This is a genomic window from Nitrospirota bacterium (assembly GCA_037386965.1).
GTDB lineage: Bacteria > Nitrospirota > Thermodesulfovibrionia > Thermodesulfovibrionales > JdFR-86 > JARRLN01.
The window spans coordinates 1-15,442 of record JARRLN010000053.1 but is presented as its reverse complement, the minus strand read 5'-3'; the positions used below and the strand labels follow the sequence as shown (position 1 = coordinate 15,442).

Here is a 15,442-nt window from a genome sequence, read left to right as displayed (position 1 = left end):
GACGAGAACGGAAGGAACTACGGCATACGGCTCACCGCTGCCAACGAAGAAGGCAGCGGAAAGAGCCAGCTCGTGACGGTGACGGTCTCACACGACCAGGGGAAACAGAAGGAAGCTAAGCGCTAAGCCCTCCGGGGCTCACCCGGGGCAGCCGCCCGCACGTGCGGGGGCTGCCCCGTTTTTTTGTCCGTTGCCGGTCCCGCCGCGGTCGGCTATAGTAAGGGGCGTGGAATGGTTCGTCCGGATGAGCCCCGTGGCACAGGCGTTGGCGGCGTCTCTTTTCACCTGGGGCCTCACGGCCCTGGGCGCCGCCGCGGTCTTTCTCGGCAGGGACCTGTCACGCCGGGCCCTGGACGGGATGCTGGGGTTTGCCGCGGGGGTCATGATAGCGGCAAGCTACTGGTCCCTCCTGGCCCCCGCAATCGAGATGTCCGAGAGCATGGGGAAGCCCTCGTGGCTGCCGGCAGTGGTGGGCTTTGCGCTGGGCGGGCTCTTCCTCCGGCTGGTGGACGCCGTCCTGCCCCATCTGCACATCGGGTTTCCCATGGCCGAGCGAGAAGGCATAGAGACCACCTGGAAGCGCACCACCCTCCTGGTCCTTGCCATAACCGTGCATAACATCCCCGAAGGCCTGGCGGTGGGCGTGGCCTTCGGGGCGGTGGGCTCGGGCTACCCGTCGGCCACCTTGGCCGGGGCGCTGGCCCTGGCCCTGGGTATCGGGCTTCAGAACCTGCCGGAGGGAACGGCCGTCTCGATGCCCTTGAGAAGGGAAGGCATCTCCGTGGTGAGGAGCTTCTGGTACGGACAGCTCTCCGGGGCGGTGGAGCCCGTGGCCGCCGTGGCGGGGGCGTCCTTCGTCCTCCTGGCCCAGCCCCTTTTGCCTTACGCCCTGGCTTTCGCGGCCGGGGCCATGATATTCGTGGTGGTGGAGGAGGTCATCCCCGAGGCTCAGCGCGCGGGACACGCGGACTTCGCCACCATGGGCGCGATGCTGGGCTTTGCGGTGATGATGTTCCTGGACGTGGCCCTGGGGTAAGCGGCTGCTGTTGAAGCACCAGGGCAGCGGTGCTTCGCCCCTGCGAAGCTCAGGCCGCCTCCAGGCGGACGGCAAGGTCGATCTCCTCGAGGATGCTGGCCACAAGCTCCGCCCGCTCCTTGGGACCCGTGTAGCACAGGGCTTCTCCCTTGCTGTGCGCCTCCCAGGCGATGGCTTCCGCACGCTCCACCGAGCAGCCGGTGGCCCGTACCAGCTGGATGATGACGTCCTCGAAGGTATGCCAGTCGTCATTGAGGAGGATGACGTTCCAGGGCTCGATGACGAGGGTGGACTCTTCCTCTTTTCCGAGGGGCTTCGTGCCAATGCTCATTACCGTAGCCGCCTGCGGCATGCACTAAATATAGCACAAGCCGGGCGAGTGGCGAAAAATTCCGCCCCCGGTTATCGAATCCGGAACTCCATGAAGTGCCTGTCGATGTACCGGCGGACGAACCTCTTGATGCGCTTCCGGCTCGGCGGAAAGACCAGGAGGAAGCCGAGGATGTCCGTCAGAAATCCCGGGGTGAGCAGAAGAGCCCCCGCCACCAGCACCATGGAGCCGTCAAGAATCTCTTCGGAGGGGAAAACGCCCCTTTGCACGTTTTCCCGAAAGCGGCGGAGCACGCCCAGGCCCTCGCTGCGCACCAGGAAGGCCCCCGAAACGCCCGTGAAGACGACAATGGCGATGGTCTCGAGGACCCCGATGCGTGAGCCCACATAGACCAGGAGGGCAAGCTCCACCACGGGAATCGTGCAGAAAAGGACAAAGAGCCTGAAAAGCATACGTCAAGTATAAACGATTGGCCGCCGCAACATCAGAGGCGCTGGACGTAGGACACGGCGCCGAAGGTTACGCGGAAGGTCGTCCCCCGCGTGGCGGGGAGAAGCTCCACCTTTCCCCGAAGCTGGGTATCCGCCAGGAGGCCCACGAGCTGAAGGCCCAGGGTCTGCGCATTCTCGAAGTGAACGCTCTCGGGAAAGCCTGCGCCGTCGTCCGAGAAGATAAGCTCGTATCTGTTTGCACCCAGCGCCCTGAGCGCGATGCGCACGACGCCCGCCCTCCCGTCGGGGAAGGCATGGCGGAGGGCATTGACAAGAAGCTCGTTGATGAGGAGCCCGCAGGGTATGGCCGTGTCCACGGCGAGCATGACGCCCTGTGCCTCTATGGCGACGCGCACGCGGTTGGAGTCGACTTCCAGCGAGCGGTACAGGCTGCTCGCCAGGTTCCTGATGTAGTCGTCGAAGTCCACCTCCGCGAGGTCCGGGGAGTGATAGAGCTTCTCGTGAATAAGGACCATGGCCTTGATGCGGTTTCGGCTTTCGCGGAAGAGGTCCCGGTCCCGGTCGTCCCGCATATGGGCGGACTCGAGCCTCAGGAGGCTCAGGATGACCTGCATGTTGTTCTTCACGCGGTGGTGGATTTCCCTGAGAAGGACCTCCTTCTCCTGAAGGGATTTTCTGAGCGCCTCCTCCTGGCGCTTGCGCTCGGTGACGTCCCTGCCGATGGCCTGGATATACGGGCTCCCGCCGATGCTCACCCGGCGAGCGGATATCTCGGCCGTGAAAAAGGGGCCGCCTTTCCTCTTGAACGAGGCCTCGAAGGTGAGGGGTTCTTCTGTGGTCGTCAGGGCGAGCTTCTCCCGTATCGCCTGGCCGGAGCCGGGTGCTGCGAGGTCCTCGACGGAAAGGCCTATGAGGTCTTCCCGCCTCTGGCCGTGCATGTGGACGGCGGCCTTGTTGGCATCGACGACGGTGGGGCCCTCCGGGCCGGTGGCGTCCAGAAGGAGGATGCCGTCGGAGGCCTGGTTGAAGAGGGAATGGTAGAGCTCTTCGCTCTCGCTGAGGGCCGCTTCCACCCTGAGGTGCTCCTGAATCTCGTGCTCGAGGCTTTCGTTGGCTCGCTTGAGCTCGACGGTCCGCTCCCGCACCCCGCGCTCCAGGGCCTCGTTGGCCTCCCTGAGGGCTTCCTCCGAGCGGCTGAGTTCGGCAAAGAGGGTGTGGAATTCCCGCGTAAGCTGGCCGATTTCGTCCCGTGCGCCGGTGGCCTCGGTGTCCTCCGGAGGTCGCCGTTCCCGGACGTCCTGGACGAGCCTGGAAAGCGGCCTCAGGGCCACGCCCAGCACCATGGAGACGAGCACGGCGCCCAGGGCGAAGGCCCCGGCGGAGGAGACGACCGGGATGCGGGATTCCGCGTTGACCAGTGCCACAACGTCCGCCTTGGGCTGCTGCACCACCACGCCCCATCCGGTGCTGGGGATGGGGTGATACGCGGCTATCCAGGTCTCCCCCTCGTACTGATATTCCGTGACTCCCTGCTCGCCCCGCATGACCCGGGCCACCGGCTCGTAGGAGCTGTAATCGTAGGAAAGGAAGTCTTCGGCGGTCAGGCCCTTCTCGGGGTGGGCCAAAAGCCACCCGTTGCTGCTCACCAGGAAGGCATAGCCTCTTTCACCTGCCTTGATCTTCCGGATGGTCTCAAGGAGGGCGTTGTCCTCCGAGACGACGATGACGCCCCTCAGGAGGGCCTTCGGGCCGGACGGGCCCCGGATGGGAGTGGAAAAGCCCGTGACCAGGGTGTCGATGCGGCTCCGGACCACGTCCAGAAAAACGGTCTTTCCCTCCCTGAAGGTTCTCCGCACCCATCCCAGGTTCCTCCGCGGGATGGCTTTGCCCACGATGTCCGGGCGGCCGGGGAAGGAGAGCCATTGTCCCTCTGGGTCCATCACAAAGTAGTAGTTGAAGAAGCTGGAGACGCTGTCCAGGAGCGCAAGGGCGGCGTCCATCCTGTCCTTCTCAAGGGACACGACGGATGGCAGCCTGGCCATCATCTCCAGCTCCTTCTTTGCCCGGAGGAAATCGAGGTTTATATGTGTGGCCGTCTGGTCCGCGAGCTCCGCTTGAAACCTCTTGGCTTCGGCCAAACGGGCCTGTTCCCGCTTAGGCGTGACAAGGAAGACTTCGACAACAAGGAAAAAAAGGAAGGCGGCCACCAGGACGGCAGCTATCCTGAACCTGATACTGTGAACGTTCACGGGGCCCCCTTCGGCCCACACCAGCGGGCCAAATCGCTTCATTATATTAAACGACGAGCGGGCGAAAGAGAAAGGCCCGGCGTGATGCCGGGCCTTCTCAGAGCATAATCCGGAGCTTTAGAACTGCGATTCCGCGAAATCGGGCTCGAAGGAAGCCGGAGAGGACGGCCCTTCGGCCGAGGGAGGCTTGGCCAGGGCCAGGAAGAGGGGATAGAAGAAGTTCACCACGGGCACCAGGATGAGGAGCCCCAGGAACTTGTTCTTGCCCATGTTCTCGGTCACGAGAACCCAGATGTAGATTATAAGAATCAGGTTCACGAGCGGGATGAACAAAAGCAGCACCCACCACCAGGGCTTCCCGGCCGCTCCCACCAGGGGCCAGAAATTGAGGATGGGGATAAAGGAGAACCAGGCGAGAGGCACGCCCAGCTTCCGCGCTATCACGAACTGGCAGAAGCTGAAATACAAGTAAAAGGCCGCGGCGATGAGCAGTGTGACCATGCCCATGCCGGCCGCCACGAGCGACATCCAGACGGGCATCTTGGCCGGAAAACCGGTTTGACCCGTTCCTCCCGCCATGGGGGGAAATTGAGGAAGCCCCCCCGGCTGCTCCTGTACGGACGGCGGGGGAGGGGGGTCCGCGCCGGGCTCAGGCGGCGCCTTCTCCGTCTGTCCGGCGGCAGGAGCCGCGCTCGTCACGGCCTCTCCGGCGGCAGGTGCGGGTGAGGCCCGCTCTGCACTGGCCGAAGGGGGAGGCGGCGGCGGAGGAAGGGCTTCGCCCTTCGGCTTCGCAGGTGTGGGAATGGACAGTGTGCCGGTCTGTACCGTCATGGTCTTCTCGCCGGCTCCCTCCCCGCCGGGCTCCTGATTCTGAGCCGGGGGCACCGTCGCCTTCTCTCCGGAGACGACAGTCATGCCGCCTGCCACCGGCTGGAGTCTTTCCGGCATAGCCCCGGAAGGCGCCGGGCTCTCTTTCTGTGGCGCCGGGCTCTTTGCCTTCTTTTCGGCCAGGGCGGCGACCTTTGCACCGGGAGAAGACTGTATCCTCTCCTCGGGGCTTTCCACAATTGCCCCCTGGGCGCTTATCCGGGTGTTGCGGGCGACTTCCAGGGGGTGGCCGAGTTTTTTCTCAAGCCACGGCGTCGGGGAGTACTCCGGGTCTATGAGGAACGCCTGGTCGAAGTTCTCGTTGGCTTTCTGGAACTTCCCCAGCTTGTAGTACGCATAGCCCATGAAATAGTACGCGTAGGCTTCGGGCCAGTCGGTGGCGTAGGCCTCAAGGTGGCCTATGGCCTCCTCGTATCTGCCCTGATTGTACGCATCGATGGCCTTCTCGAAATCGACGTTGCTCTCCTGGGCCCGCAAAACCCCGGCGAGAAGGATTACGGTGGCCGAGATAAACAAAAGCAGGGATATTCTCTTCATGACCCTCTCCCTCTGTTGCTTCTTTCTATTGCCGGCGCCCTACTCTCATAAATAGCAGGGACATTCTATCAGAAAGTTCCTGTGTTTTCCTGTATTTTCAATCACAGTGCAGGAGGCGGGAAGGAGGTTGAAAGGGGGGCGGAAGCCCCCCGGACAGGCGTCAGGACTCCAGGTCTTTTCTCTTTTGCTCGAACTCCTCCTTGTCTATCTCTCCCCGCGCATAGCGCTTCTTCAGGAGCTCCAGGGCCGCATCTTCCCGCCTTACGCCGGGCGAGCGGGTGGAAACCATGACCCAACGGACAAGGAAGATGACGCCCACGATGAGGGCTATCCAGAAGACGATGGAAAGGATGCCCCAGTAGCCCCCCATCCCATAGCCGTAACCACCCCAGCCTCCGTAACCCATGCCAGGTCCCATAATGGACACCTCCGCTGAAGGTTTTTTTCTCCTTGTGAAAGTCTACCACCCGTGCCGGGTCTTGGAAAGCCAAAAAAACACGGGAGGCGGCGTGCCGCCTCCCGTGTTGCCGATACCCGCGCTGGGCTAGAATCCCGTGAAAATGACGATAAGCTCGGGGATGATGCACCCGTCCGAGAGGGGTGCCGTGGAGTCGAAGTACACGTCCACCTGGTCGCCCTCATCCAGCCCGGAGAAATCCACGAGTGCGCTTTCCTGGCCGCCGCTCGCGTCGGTAATTTCGAGGACCTCGGTTGCTGCGGGGTCCACTTTGACGCAGGGGTCCTCGGGGTCTGTGATCTCAGGGGTTATCAGGTCGAAGGTCTTGTCCGTTTCGTTTACGTTTTGGACCTCCCCGGAGAGCCTGGAAAACTCCGTTATGTCCCGCTCAAGCAGAATCAAGGAGGCGTTGAGTATGTCTTCCCCCGTCAGCTTGGCATCCAGGCGTGCCCGCTCGCCTTCGACAAGGTCTCCCTTTGTGAGTGGGGTCGTCCCGGCGAAGATTTTCGTACCGTCCTGAAGCTGCACGGTGCGCGTCCCGGCCACCGCCTGGTCCGCATCCGGGTCGAAATCGAACCGGTCGGCGCCAAGGGCGCTGGTGTTGACAATGGCGCCGGTCAGGACAAGGAACTGGCCAATCTCCACCACCTCGGCCTGGATGAAGAGGTTCACATCGTCGCCGAGGTCGTTATCGTCCATTGCTCTGAGGGTATCCGTCTCAAGCAACCCGATGACGGTGACGTGGTCTCCCGCCCGCAGGTCCCCGAAGGCCGCGGGCATGCCGTCGTCGGGGGAGGAGAAAAACGAGGTGTCCGGCCCCAGGGCGACATCGATGCAGAATCCGGTGTTGTCGGAACCGGTGCTGGCTGCCTGCAACTGCTGAACGGAACAGAGTTTGAATGTGTCGTTGTCGCGGTTTATGCTATCCACCTGGCCCTCGGCGCGGACCAGCTTCTCCGTCACGGGCGGCGAGACGATGTCGACGAAGATGACGGGGCGGAAGATTATTTTCCGCGGGTTTTTGAAAATGTGCAGGGACTTTTCGGCATCGAAGTCGAGCCCGACCGTCAGCGTTTCTCCCGGGGCCACGGAGAACCGGCCGCGGGGGTTGAGGTCTATCTTTCCCGTGGAGGGCCGGATCTCGCTCTCGACTGGCACACTGCCCGTGTCCAGGATTTCTACATTGTTTATCTCCAGCCGGATTTTGTCGTACGTTCCCGCCGGTACGCTGCTGTCCAGCGTGACCAGAACGAGGTCGTCGCGAAGGTCCAGGAGGTTGACCGTCTTCTCTCCCGAGAAGATGACCTCCTGGGGCATGGTGTCGGAGAGGAGGACGATTCTGGTGATGGTGACGTTAATCGCGGAGTACATGTCCGCAGGGCCGTCGGTCATGAGGACCGCCACGCTCCCGGTCTGCCCCGTGACGCCCGAGCCGGTGCCGTCCCCTCCGCCGCAGGAGAAAAGGAGACCCAAAGCCAGGAGCATCCCCAGTACGGCCAGGAACCTATGCTTTCCGCTTCTCATTGCCGCAACCCCCCAAAATGAAATTCGGAGTACCAAGCCTCCAAGCCAAAGCATATCACCGGATGGGGACGCCGGCAATTTGACAAATTGTGCTCACCTTTTTTGAGCACCTTCAACTCAAGTACATTCTTTGGCCTCTGAAAACGGTTTTGAACAGGCGGCCTAATGGTGATATAATCAAGGCGCCGGACCCATGTCTCTTGTGAGACCGTTATTTGTTAAAAGCGTAAAGGAATTTTTTTATGATGCGCACTCTATTTCTGAACCCGCCGTCCTACGGCGGGTTTGACGGAAGCGCCGGTTCGCGGTATCAGGCGCGGCGCGAAATCCGCTCCTTCTGGTACCCCACCTGGCTGGCTTATCCGGCGGGCATGCTCCCGGGGAGCCGTCTCCTGGACGCTCCCCCCATGGACATGGGCGTGGAGGACGTCGTCCGGGCGGCCGAGGGGTTCGACCTGGTGGTCGTCCATACGAGCACGCCCACATTAGGAAACGACGCCTCCGTGGCCGAACGGCTCAAGCAGGAATACCCCCACATCAGGGTGGGCTTCGTGGGGCCCCATGCCATCATGCGTCCCGATGAGACGCTTTCGGTGAGCTCCGCCCTGGATTTCGTTGCCACGGGTGAGTACGAATACACGGTGAAGGAAGTGGCCGAGGGCGTGCCCCTGGAGAGGGTGCAGGGCCTTGCCTTCCGCAAGGGCGGGCGAATCGAGCGCACGGCGGACCGCCCTCCCGTCGAGGACCTGGATGCCCTGCCCTTCGTGACGGATGTCTATGCCAGGGACCTTCGCATCGAGGACTATTTCATCGGCTATCTTGAGCACCCCTACCTGTCTTTTTACACGGGACGGGGGTGCCGGTCGCGATGCACGTTCTGCCTCTGGCCCCAGACCATAGGGGGCCGCGTTTACCGGGTGCGCAGTCCCGGCAATGTCTATGACGAAGTAGCCCTGGGGCGGAAGCTCTTTCCCCAGGTGCGGGAGCTCTTCTTCGACGACGACACCTTCACGGGTGATTTCGCGCGCGCTGAGGAGATAGCCCGCCGTGTCGGCAAGCTGGGCATCACCTGGTCCTGTAACGCGCGGGCCACGGTGCCTCGCTCCACGCTCGGGAAGCTGAAGGACTCGGGGCTCCGCCTGCTGGTGGTGGGCTTCGAGTCCGGAAACCAGCAGATTCTCAACAACGTAAAGAAGGGAATCACCCTTGAGCAGGCGCGCCGCTTCGTCCGCGACTGCCATGACCTGGGCATCCTCATCCACGGCACCTTCATCCTCGGCCTTCCGGGGGAGACGCCGGAGACGATAGAGCAGACCATTCGCTTCGCCCGGGACATAGACCCCTGGAGCCTTCAGGTCTCCCTGGCCGCTCCCTATCCGGGCACCGAGCTTTACGAGCAGGCGCTCAGGGAGGGATGGCTCAAGGAAGAGGGCGACCGACTGGTGCGGCAGGGGATACAGGTCTCCGCCCTGTCTTACCCGGGGCTGCCCCGCGAGGAGATATTCGAGGCGGTGGAACGGTTCTACCGCCGGTTTTATCTCAGGCCCAAACCCATTCTGAGGATACTGGGCGACATGCTTCAGGACAGGGAGGTCTTCCGGCGGCGCATCCGCGAAGGGAGGGAATTCTTCTCCTTCATGGCCAAGAGAAAGGAGACGTCGAAGTGCCAGCCGTAGCGGACCCGTCATGGAGCAGGAACATATGAGCGGGCCGGAGAGATACGCGGTCTTTACCGCCGATGACCTGGGACGGTCGGCCTTGGTCAACCGCGCCGTCATGGAGAGCCATGACCGGGGGGTGGTCCGGGCTGCGAGCATCATGGCCGGCGGCGAGGCCTTCGAAGAAGCCGTGGAGGCCGCCCGGGCGCGGCCCGGCCTCTCCGTCGGCCTGCACCTTACCCTCTGCGACGGACGCGCGGTGCTCCGGTCCTCGCGTGAGGCGGGACTGGCGGACGCCAGGGGGTTCTGTCCCGGAAGCCCCGCCCGGGCCGGCCTCGTGCTCTGGCGAGGACGGCGCCACCTTCTCGGCCATCTCCGGGCCGAGGTGGCCGCGCAGTTCGACCGCCTCCAAGAGGCCGGCATAAACCCCACCCACGTGGACGGGCATCACCATCTGCACATGCACCCGGTCGTCTTCCCCGTGCTCTGCAGCGAAGCCGCACGGAGGGGGGTGCGGTGGGTGCGCATTGCCCGGGAACCCCTCCTCTCCGTCCGCCAGGCCGAGGGATGGCGCGGGAAAGGACGTTTTCTTGCCGAGGGGGGCGTGTTTTCCCTCCTTGCGATGCGGGCCTCACGTGTGGCCGTGCGAAACGGCCTGATGAGCGCCGACGAGGTCTATGGCCTGGCCAGAAGCGGACGGGTCACCGAGGAGGTCCTTTGCGGACAGCTCGTCCGGACGAGACGACCTGTGGTAGAATTCTACGCCCATCCCGACACCGGGGGAAGCGGTCTTGTGGAGCTTCGGGCCCTGACGTCTCTCCGGCTCCGGGACGCGGTGGGGCAGGCGGGCCTGCGGCTCGCAGGGTACCGGGAGCTCGCGTGGGAAGCGGCTGCACGGCCCGTTTTTTGGAGGAAGACATGAAGACTATCGCCCTCGTACTTGTGGCTTCCCTCTGTGCCGCCATAGGAGAGACCATTCTGAGCTACGGCATGAAGCGCATCGGCCAGCCGGAAATGCTGTCGGTGGGGAAGGTGCTGGGATGGCTGTTGACCGTGGTGACGAATCCGTACGTTCTTTTGGGCACGGCCTTCGGCGCCACGTTTTTTCTCCTGTACCTGACCGCCCTTTCCCGGGCGGACCTGAGTTTCGTCATGCCCTTGACGGCGGCCTCTTTCATCTTCGCGGCGGCCCTGGCGAGGTTTATCCTGAGCGAGCAGATTTCCTGGTGGCGCTGGGTGGGCACCCTGGTCATCGTCCTGGGCATCGCCGTGGTCTCCATGGACGGCAAGCAACGGACGTGGCAGGGACAAAAGGAAAACGTTTCCGGGGAAAAGACCACTGTGGGAGCCTCGAAAGGGGAGGCGATAGCCGCCCCGCGGGGCCCTGGAGCTTCGGAGGAGAAATCTTGACAAAACACGGAGTCTTTGGTACTTTTGCACAAAATGCATTCCTTTCTCGGCAATAAGGTTGCGGAGGAGCGCGTCTCCGGGCCGCCCGAGACGCTTGAAGCACCGGAAAATCAAGGGCTTGCCGGCCTTCGCTACCGCATCGGCGAGGCGTTGTCGCGCACCCGGGCATACTACCTGAAGGAGCAGCACCCGGACGGGTACTGGTGGTACGAGCTTGAGTCCAACGTCACCATGACGGCCGAGTATCTGATGCTCCTGCACTTCCTGGGGCTCAAGGACGAAGGGCGTGACGCCCTCATGGCCAACCACATTCTCCGCCACCAGCGCTCGGACGGGGCGTGGGCCATCCATTACGGCGGAAAGGGAGACGTGAGCACCACGGCCGAGGCCTACTTCGCGTTGAAACTTGCGGGCATGTCCGCGGATGTCCCGCCCCTTGAGCGAGCCCGCCGGTTCATCCTGAGTGAGGGGGGCGTGGAGTCCTGCCGCGTCTTTACGAAGATATTTTTCGCCCTCTTCGGACAATACGACTGGAAGAGGATCCCGTCCATCCCCGTGGAGATCATGCTCCTTCCGGACCGTGTCCCCTTCAGTATCTACAGTCTCTCCAGTTGGGCTCGCTCCACGCTGGTGCCTCTGACCATCGTTTCCGATGTCAGGCCCGTGCAGGACGTGCCCTGGGGACGAGGCGTCGAGGAGCTCTTCGCTCCGGAGGCACCCGTGAAGGGAGACCCCCTTTTCTCCTGGAAGAAGTTGTTCCAGGCGGTGGACAAGGCGCTCAAGCTCTACGGGGCTTCGCCCATCCGGCCCCTGAAGGGCAAGGCGCTGGAGCTTGCGAGGCAGTGGGTCCTCGAGCATCAGGAAGAAAGCGGCGATTGGGGCGGGATTCAGCCGCCCATGATTTATTGCCCCCTGGCCCTTTACACCATAGGGTATGGCCTGACCTCCGAGCCCCTCAGAAAAGGTCTCGAGGCTCTTGACCGGTTCACCATCCGGGACCGGCACGAGATAAGGCTTCAGTCCTGCATCTCCCCCATTTGGGACACCGCCCTTACGGGGCTGGCCCTGCTTGCCTCGGGCCTGCCCAGGGAGCATCCTTCTCTGCAGGAGGCCGCCCGGTGGCTTGCCGGCAAGCAGGTCCGGGTCAGGGGCGACTGGAGCGTCAAGCGTCCGGAGGTTGAGCCCGGCGGATGGGCCTTCGAGTTCGAAAACTCGCTGTACCCCGATGTGGACGACACGGCCGTTGTCCTGATGTTCCTGCACAGGTACAGGGACGCGGAGTTCATGGGCCGCGACGTGATGAGAAGGGGGCTGGGCTGGGTTATGGGCATGCAGAGCGGTGACGGAGGATGGGGGGCCTTCGACGCGGACAATGCCCTGGACCTCTGGAACCAGATGCCGGTGGGCGACCTGGAGGCCATGACCGACCCCAGCACGCCGGACCTCACGGGGAGGTCCCTGGAGGTCATGGGCCTGGCCGGCCTGGGACGCTCCCATCCGGCCGTCGTCAGGGCCACGCGGTTTCTGAAGAAGAAACAGGAGGCCGAGGGCTGCTGGTGGGGCAGGTGGGGCGTCAACTACATCTACGGCACCTGGTCCGTCCTGATGGGGCTCCGCTCCATAGGCGAGAACATGTCGCTTCCCTACGTGCGAAAGGCCGCGGAGTGGCTTGAGGAGGTCCAAAACCCCGACGGCGGCTGGGGAGAATGCTGTGAGTCGTACGAAGACCCCTGCCTGATGGGGAGGGGCGAGAGCACGCCTTCTCAGACGGCCTGGGCGCTGATGGGGCTCATGGCTGCCGGTGGGGAGCGCGACGGCGCTGTCAGGAGGGGAGTGCGCTATCTCCTGGAGACTCAGAGGCCCGATGGGACGTGGGAAGAAGAGGCCTTTACGGGGACGGGCTTCCCGAAGCATTTCATGCTTCGCTATCACAACTACAGGAACTGCTTTCCCCTCATGGCCCTGGGCATGTACCTGTCCCGCGTTTCCGGGTAGGGTGCCATGAGGGCGTTCCTCACCGGAGCCACCGGATTCGTCGGCCATCACGTAGCCCGCCTGCTCAAGGCCCGGGGCCTCCCGGTGCGGGCCCTGGTGCGCGGGGAGAGCCTGGCCGGGGGCCTCGAGAAGATGGGCATCGAGCCCTGCGAAGGGGACCTGCGGGACGCCGAATCGGTGAGCCGGGCCATGGAGGGATGCAGCCATGTCTTTCACGTGGCGGCCGATTACAGGCTCTGGGTGCCGGACCCCCGCTCCATGTACGAGACGAACGTCTCCGGCACGGTAAACGTCATGCAGGCGGCCTGGGCGCACGGCGTGGAAAGGGTCGTCTACACGAGCACCGTGGGGACGCTTGCCCCGGGCAGAAAGGGCGTGCCTTCCGACGAGGAGACCCCCGTGGACCGGCGATGGCTCACGGGACATTACAAGCGCTCCAAGTATGCCGCGGAAAAGCGCGTCCTGGAGTATACGATGAGGGGACTCCCGGCCGTCGTGGTGAACCCCTCGACGCCCATCGGACCGGCGGACCGGAAGCCCACCCCCACGGGGCAGATAATAGTGGATTTCCTGAGGGGAAGGATGCCGGCCTACCTGGATACCGGCCTGAACTTCGTGGACGTGGAGGACGTGGCCGAGGGGCATTGGCTGGCAGCGCTCAAGGGCAGGGTCGGCCAGAGGTACATACTGGGCAACAGGAACATGAGCCTGAGGGAATTCCTGGAGGCCCTGGCGAAGGTCTCCGGGCGCAGGGCGCCCCGCGTGCGCCTTCCCTATCTTCCCGTGCTCGGAGCGGCGTACGTGGACGAGGCCGTCTCGCGCTGGCTGACGAAGAGGGCTCCCCGGATACCGGTCATGGGGGTGAAGATGTCCCATCATTACATGTATTTCGACCCCTCCAAGGCCGTCCGCGAGCTGGGCCTGCCCCAGAGGCCGGTCGAGGACGCCATAAAGCGCGCCGTGATATGGTTCATGGAGATGGGCTATGTGCCGGAGCACCGGGCCTCCCACACCCGGTTCGAGGGCACGAAGGTGTCGCGCTGATGCGCTTTCCACTGAGCCTTCATCTGTCCATGACGCTGCATTTTCTCAGGAATTCCCTGCGGAAGAACGAGCATTTCCCCCTCGTGCTCATGCTCGAGCCCACCCATCGATGCAACCTCGCCTGTGCCGGCTGCGACCGCATCCGGCTTTACGGGAAGAACGAAGTCCCCGACCTCGGCCTGGACGAGTGCCTGGACGCGGCGGTTCAGTCCCAGGCCCCGGTGGTCACGGTCACGGGCGGCGAGCCGCTTCTGTACTCCCAGGTCAAGCCCCTGGTGAGGGAGCTTCTCGCCATGAAGCGCCACGTCTACTTGTGCACCAACGGCCTTCTGGCCGAGGACTTCATCGCAAGCGTGGAGCCTCACCCGCGGTTCGTCCTGAACTTCCACCTGGACGGCATGGCCGAAACGCACGACCGCATCGCCCGCAGGCCCGGCACCTTCGAGCGGGCCGTCGAGAACATCAAAAGGGCCAAGGCCCGGGGGTACCGGGTGAACACGAACACCACGGTCTTCAAGGACTCCGATATCGGGGACCTTCGGGGCCTCTTCGAGCTCCTCAAGGGGCTGGGCGTGGACGGGAGCCTCATCTCCCCCGCCTTCAGCTACGAGAGCGTGGAGGATTGCATATTCCTCAGCCGCCAGGAGATCGTCGAGAAGTTCCGCCAGATGGAGGGTTTCTTCTCGGCCTTCTCCTTCCTGAGCACGCCGCCCTATGTGGATTTCCTGCTGGGCAAGAGGGAGCTGCGCTGCACCCCCTGGGGCATCCCCACGCGAAATCCCCTGGGCTGGAAGTCTCCCTGCTATTTCATCACCGACCGGTACGTGGGCTCCTTCCAGGAGCTCATGCAGGAGACCGACTGGAGGCGCTTCGAGGAAGGCGAAGACCCCCGGTGCAGAAACTGCATGGTGCACGGCGGATACGAGGCCTCGGTGATGCGCCTGGTCTCCTCGAGCCCCCGGGACCTGGTGCGCCTCGCCCTCTGGAACATGAGCTGAGAAGGGACGGGGTTGGAGTCCTTCCTCGGGAAGCTCGTCGGGACCTTCCTTGTTCTGAGGCCGTACGTCCTCGCCTTCTTCCTCGTTTACCTGGTGGGCTGCACCCTGCACCTGGGGCTTCTGCGTGCGCTTCTCTTCGTTCCCCTGGGCTACGCCATCGCCTGGCTCTCGGAGTACTCCTCCATCCACACGGGCATCCCCTACGGAAAGTATTTCTACATCCCTGAGACCGTAAACGCGGAGCTCTGGGTCGGGGGCGTGCCGCTCATGGATTCCCTCAGTTACGTCTTTCTGGCCTGGGCGAGTTACAGCATGGCCCTTTTTGCCGTCTCGCCCGTTCTTGTGAGAAAGTGCATCCCCTATCCCCTGGAGACGCGGCGGATGCGGGCCGCCCCGGGCACGCGCCTTCTGGGAGCCCTCTTCATGGTCTATCTGGACATCGTCATCGACCCGGTGGCCCTGCGGGGCGACAGGTGGTTTCTGGGGAAGATATACGGGTATCCCGAAGGCGGGGCCTATTTCGGCGTGCCTATCTCCAACTTCGTGGGCTGGTTCGTGGTGGGCTACGTCTTGATATACGCCCTTCAGAAGATGGACGCCGCGCTTTTCTCCCGGGGTGTCAACGATCTCTCCGGCAGCCGGTTCCCCTGGCGTTACATCCCCGGCCCCGCGCTCTATTACGGGGTCCTGGCCTTCAACCTGGCCGTCACGTTCGCCATCGGCGAGGACGCCATGGGGTGGGCGGGGGTGTTCATCGTCGTCCTTCCCACGGCCATTCTCCTCCGGTGCAAGACGGGCCCGGGCCAGGGCGGGGATGCCCTCCGGCGCCATAGGGAAGACTTCCCCGGAGCGGTTCTGCCCGG

General features: G+C 63.6%; 14 protein-coding genes. 8 read left to right on the top strand and 6 right to left on the bottom strand.

Translation table 11 applies throughout. The annotated features are described in order from the left end of the window. Nucleotides 1–226: 226 nt before the first annotated feature. Nucleotides 227–1,036: a ZIP family metal transporter gene (locus tag P8Y39_08760; protein ID MEJ2192421.1), complete on the top strand. Its 810-nt coding sequence runs from the start codon at nucleotides 227–229 to the stop codon at nucleotides 1,034–1,036. 49 nt (nucleotides 1,037–1,085) lie between these two features. Here the strand turns inward: P8Y39_08760 and P8Y39_08755 are convergent, their stop codons facing one another. The 6 genes from P8Y39_08755 to P8Y39_08730 form a co-directional block, all read right to left on the bottom strand. Next, the gene (locus P8Y39_08755) at nucleotides 1,086–1,367 is read right to left on the bottom strand and encodes an ATP-dependent Clp protease adaptor ClpS (protein MEJ2192420.1); all 282 of its coding nucleotides are present in this window, start codon (nucleotides 1,365–1,367) and stop codon (nucleotides 1,086–1,088) included. Between the two features lie 71 nt (nucleotides 1,368–1,438). Beyond that, nucleotides 1,439–1,819 carry an FxsA family protein gene (locus P8Y39_08750; GenBank protein ID MEJ2192419.1) on the bottom strand — a complete coding sequence of 127 codons (381 nt, stop codon included), beginning with the start codon at nucleotides 1,817–1,819 and terminating at the stop codon, nucleotides 1,439–1,441. A gap of 32 nt (nucleotides 1,820–1,851) precedes the next feature. Further along, nucleotides 1,852–4,068 carry a histidine kinase dimerization/phosphoacceptor domain -containing protein gene (locus P8Y39_08745; GenBank protein ID MEJ2192418.1) on the bottom strand — a complete coding sequence of 739 codons (2,217 nt, stop codon included), beginning with the start codon at nucleotides 4,066–4,068 and terminating at the stop codon, nucleotides 1,852–1,854. A 117-nt stretch (nucleotides 4,069–4,185) separates the two neighbouring features. Beyond that, entirely contained in the window at nucleotides 4,186–5,493 is a 1,308-nt protein-coding gene (locus tag P8Y39_08740; protein MEJ2192417.1) for a DUF5684 domain-containing protein, read from the bottom strand. A gap of 160 nt (nucleotides 5,494–5,653) precedes the next feature. Then, nucleotides 5,654–5,911, bottom strand: coding sequence for an SHOCT domain-containing protein (locus tag P8Y39_08735; protein MEJ2192416.1), 258 nt, complete (start codon nucleotides 5,909–5,911; stop codon nucleotides 5,654–5,656). 126 nt (nucleotides 5,912–6,037) lie between these two features. Then, complete coding sequence (locus P8Y39_08730) at nucleotides 6,038–7,474, bottom strand: DUF4382 domain-containing protein (protein ID MEJ2192415.1); 1,437 nt, start codon at nucleotides 7,472–7,474, stop codon at nucleotides 6,038–6,040. A 245-nt stretch (nucleotides 7,475–7,719) separates the two neighbouring features. Here P8Y39_08730 and hpnJ point away from each other — a divergent pair, with 245 nt between their 5' ends. From hpnJ to P8Y39_08695, 7 genes are all read left to right on the top strand, one after another. Next, nucleotides 7,720–9,150 (top strand): hopanoid biosynthesis associated radical SAM protein HpnJ, encoded by a 1,431-nt coding sequence (gene hpnJ, locus P8Y39_08725; protein ID MEJ2192414.1) that lies wholly within the window; start codon nucleotides 7,720–7,722, stop codon nucleotides 9,148–9,150. A gap of 10 nt (nucleotides 9,151–9,160) precedes the next feature. Continuing rightward, nucleotides 9,161–10,054: a ChbG/HpnK family deacetylase gene (locus tag P8Y39_08720; protein MEJ2192413.1), complete on the top strand. Its 894-nt coding sequence runs from the start codon at nucleotides 9,161–9,163 to the stop codon at nucleotides 10,052–10,054. Continuing rightward, nucleotides 10,051–10,542, top strand: a complete 492-nt coding sequence (locus tag P8Y39_08715) for a DMT family transporter (protein MEJ2192412.1) — start codon at nucleotides 10,051–10,053, stop codon at nucleotides 10,540–10,542. Before P8Y39_08720 ends, P8Y39_08715 begins: the two co-directional genes overlap by 4 nt. A 33-nt stretch (nucleotides 10,543–10,575) precedes the next feature. Next, complete coding sequence (shc, locus tag P8Y39_08710) at nucleotides 10,576–12,537, top strand: squalene--hopene cyclase (protein ID MEJ2192411.1); 1,962 nt, start codon at nucleotides 10,576–10,578, stop codon at nucleotides 12,535–12,537. 6 nt (nucleotides 12,538–12,543) lie between these two features. Continuing rightward, nucleotides 12,544–13,581 (top strand): NAD-dependent epimerase/dehydratase family protein, encoded by a 1,038-nt coding sequence (locus tag P8Y39_08705; protein ID MEJ2192410.1) that lies wholly within the window; start codon nucleotides 12,544–12,546, stop codon nucleotides 13,579–13,581. Further along, a complete protein-coding gene (hpnH, locus tag P8Y39_08700; protein MEJ2192409.1) occupies nucleotides 13,581–14,579 on the top strand; it encodes an adenosyl-hopene transferase HpnH in 999 nt (332 codons plus the stop codon). The genes P8Y39_08705 and hpnH overlap by 1 nt, the downstream gene beginning before the upstream one ends. Before the next feature lie 12 nt (nucleotides 14,580–14,591). Beyond that, on the top strand, nucleotides 14,592–15,442 hold an 851-nt coding region (locus P8Y39_08695), incomplete at its 3' end, for a carotenoid biosynthesis protein (protein ID MEJ2192408.1).

Coding starts and splice junctions, on each gene's coding strand:
- P8Y39_08755 (MEJ2192420.1), bottom strand. CDS start 1,367: ATGAGCATTGGCACGAAGCCCCTCGGAAAAGAGGAAGAGTCCACCCTC.
- P8Y39_08750 (MEJ2192419.1), bottom strand. CDS start 1,819: ATGCTTTTCAGGCTCTTTGTCCTTTTCTGCACGATTCCCGTGGTGGAG.
- P8Y39_08740 (MEJ2192417.1), bottom strand. CDS start 5,493: ATGAAGAGAATATCCCTGCTTTTGTTTATCTCGGCCACCGTAATCCTT.
- P8Y39_08735 (MEJ2192416.1), bottom strand. CDS start 5,911: ATGGGACCTGGCATGGGTTACGGAGGCTGGGGTGGTTACGGCTATGGG.
- P8Y39_08730 (MEJ2192415.1), bottom strand. CDS start 7,474: ATGAGAAGCGGAAAGCATAGGTTCCTGGCCGTACTGGGGATGCTCCTG.
- hpnJ (MEJ2192414.1), top strand. CDS start 7,720: ATGCGCACTCTATTTCTGAACCCGCCGTCCTACGGCGGGTTTGACGGA.
- P8Y39_08720 (MEJ2192413.1), top strand. CDS start 9,161: ATGGAGCAGGAACATATGAGCGGGCCGGAGAGATACGCGGTCTTTACC.
- P8Y39_08715 (MEJ2192412.1), top strand. CDS start 10,051: ATGAAGACTATCGCCCTCGTACTTGTGGCTTCCCTCTGTGCCGCCATA.
- shc (MEJ2192411.1), top strand. CDS start 10,576: ATGCATTCCTTTCTCGGCAATAAGGTTGCGGAGGAGCGCGTCTCCGGG.
- P8Y39_08705 (MEJ2192410.1), top strand. CDS start 12,544: ATGAGGGCGTTCCTCACCGGAGCCACCGGATTCGTCGGCCATCACGTA.
- hpnH (MEJ2192409.1), top strand. CDS start 13,581: ATGCGCTTTCCACTGAGCCTTCATCTGTCCATGACGCTGCATTTTCTC.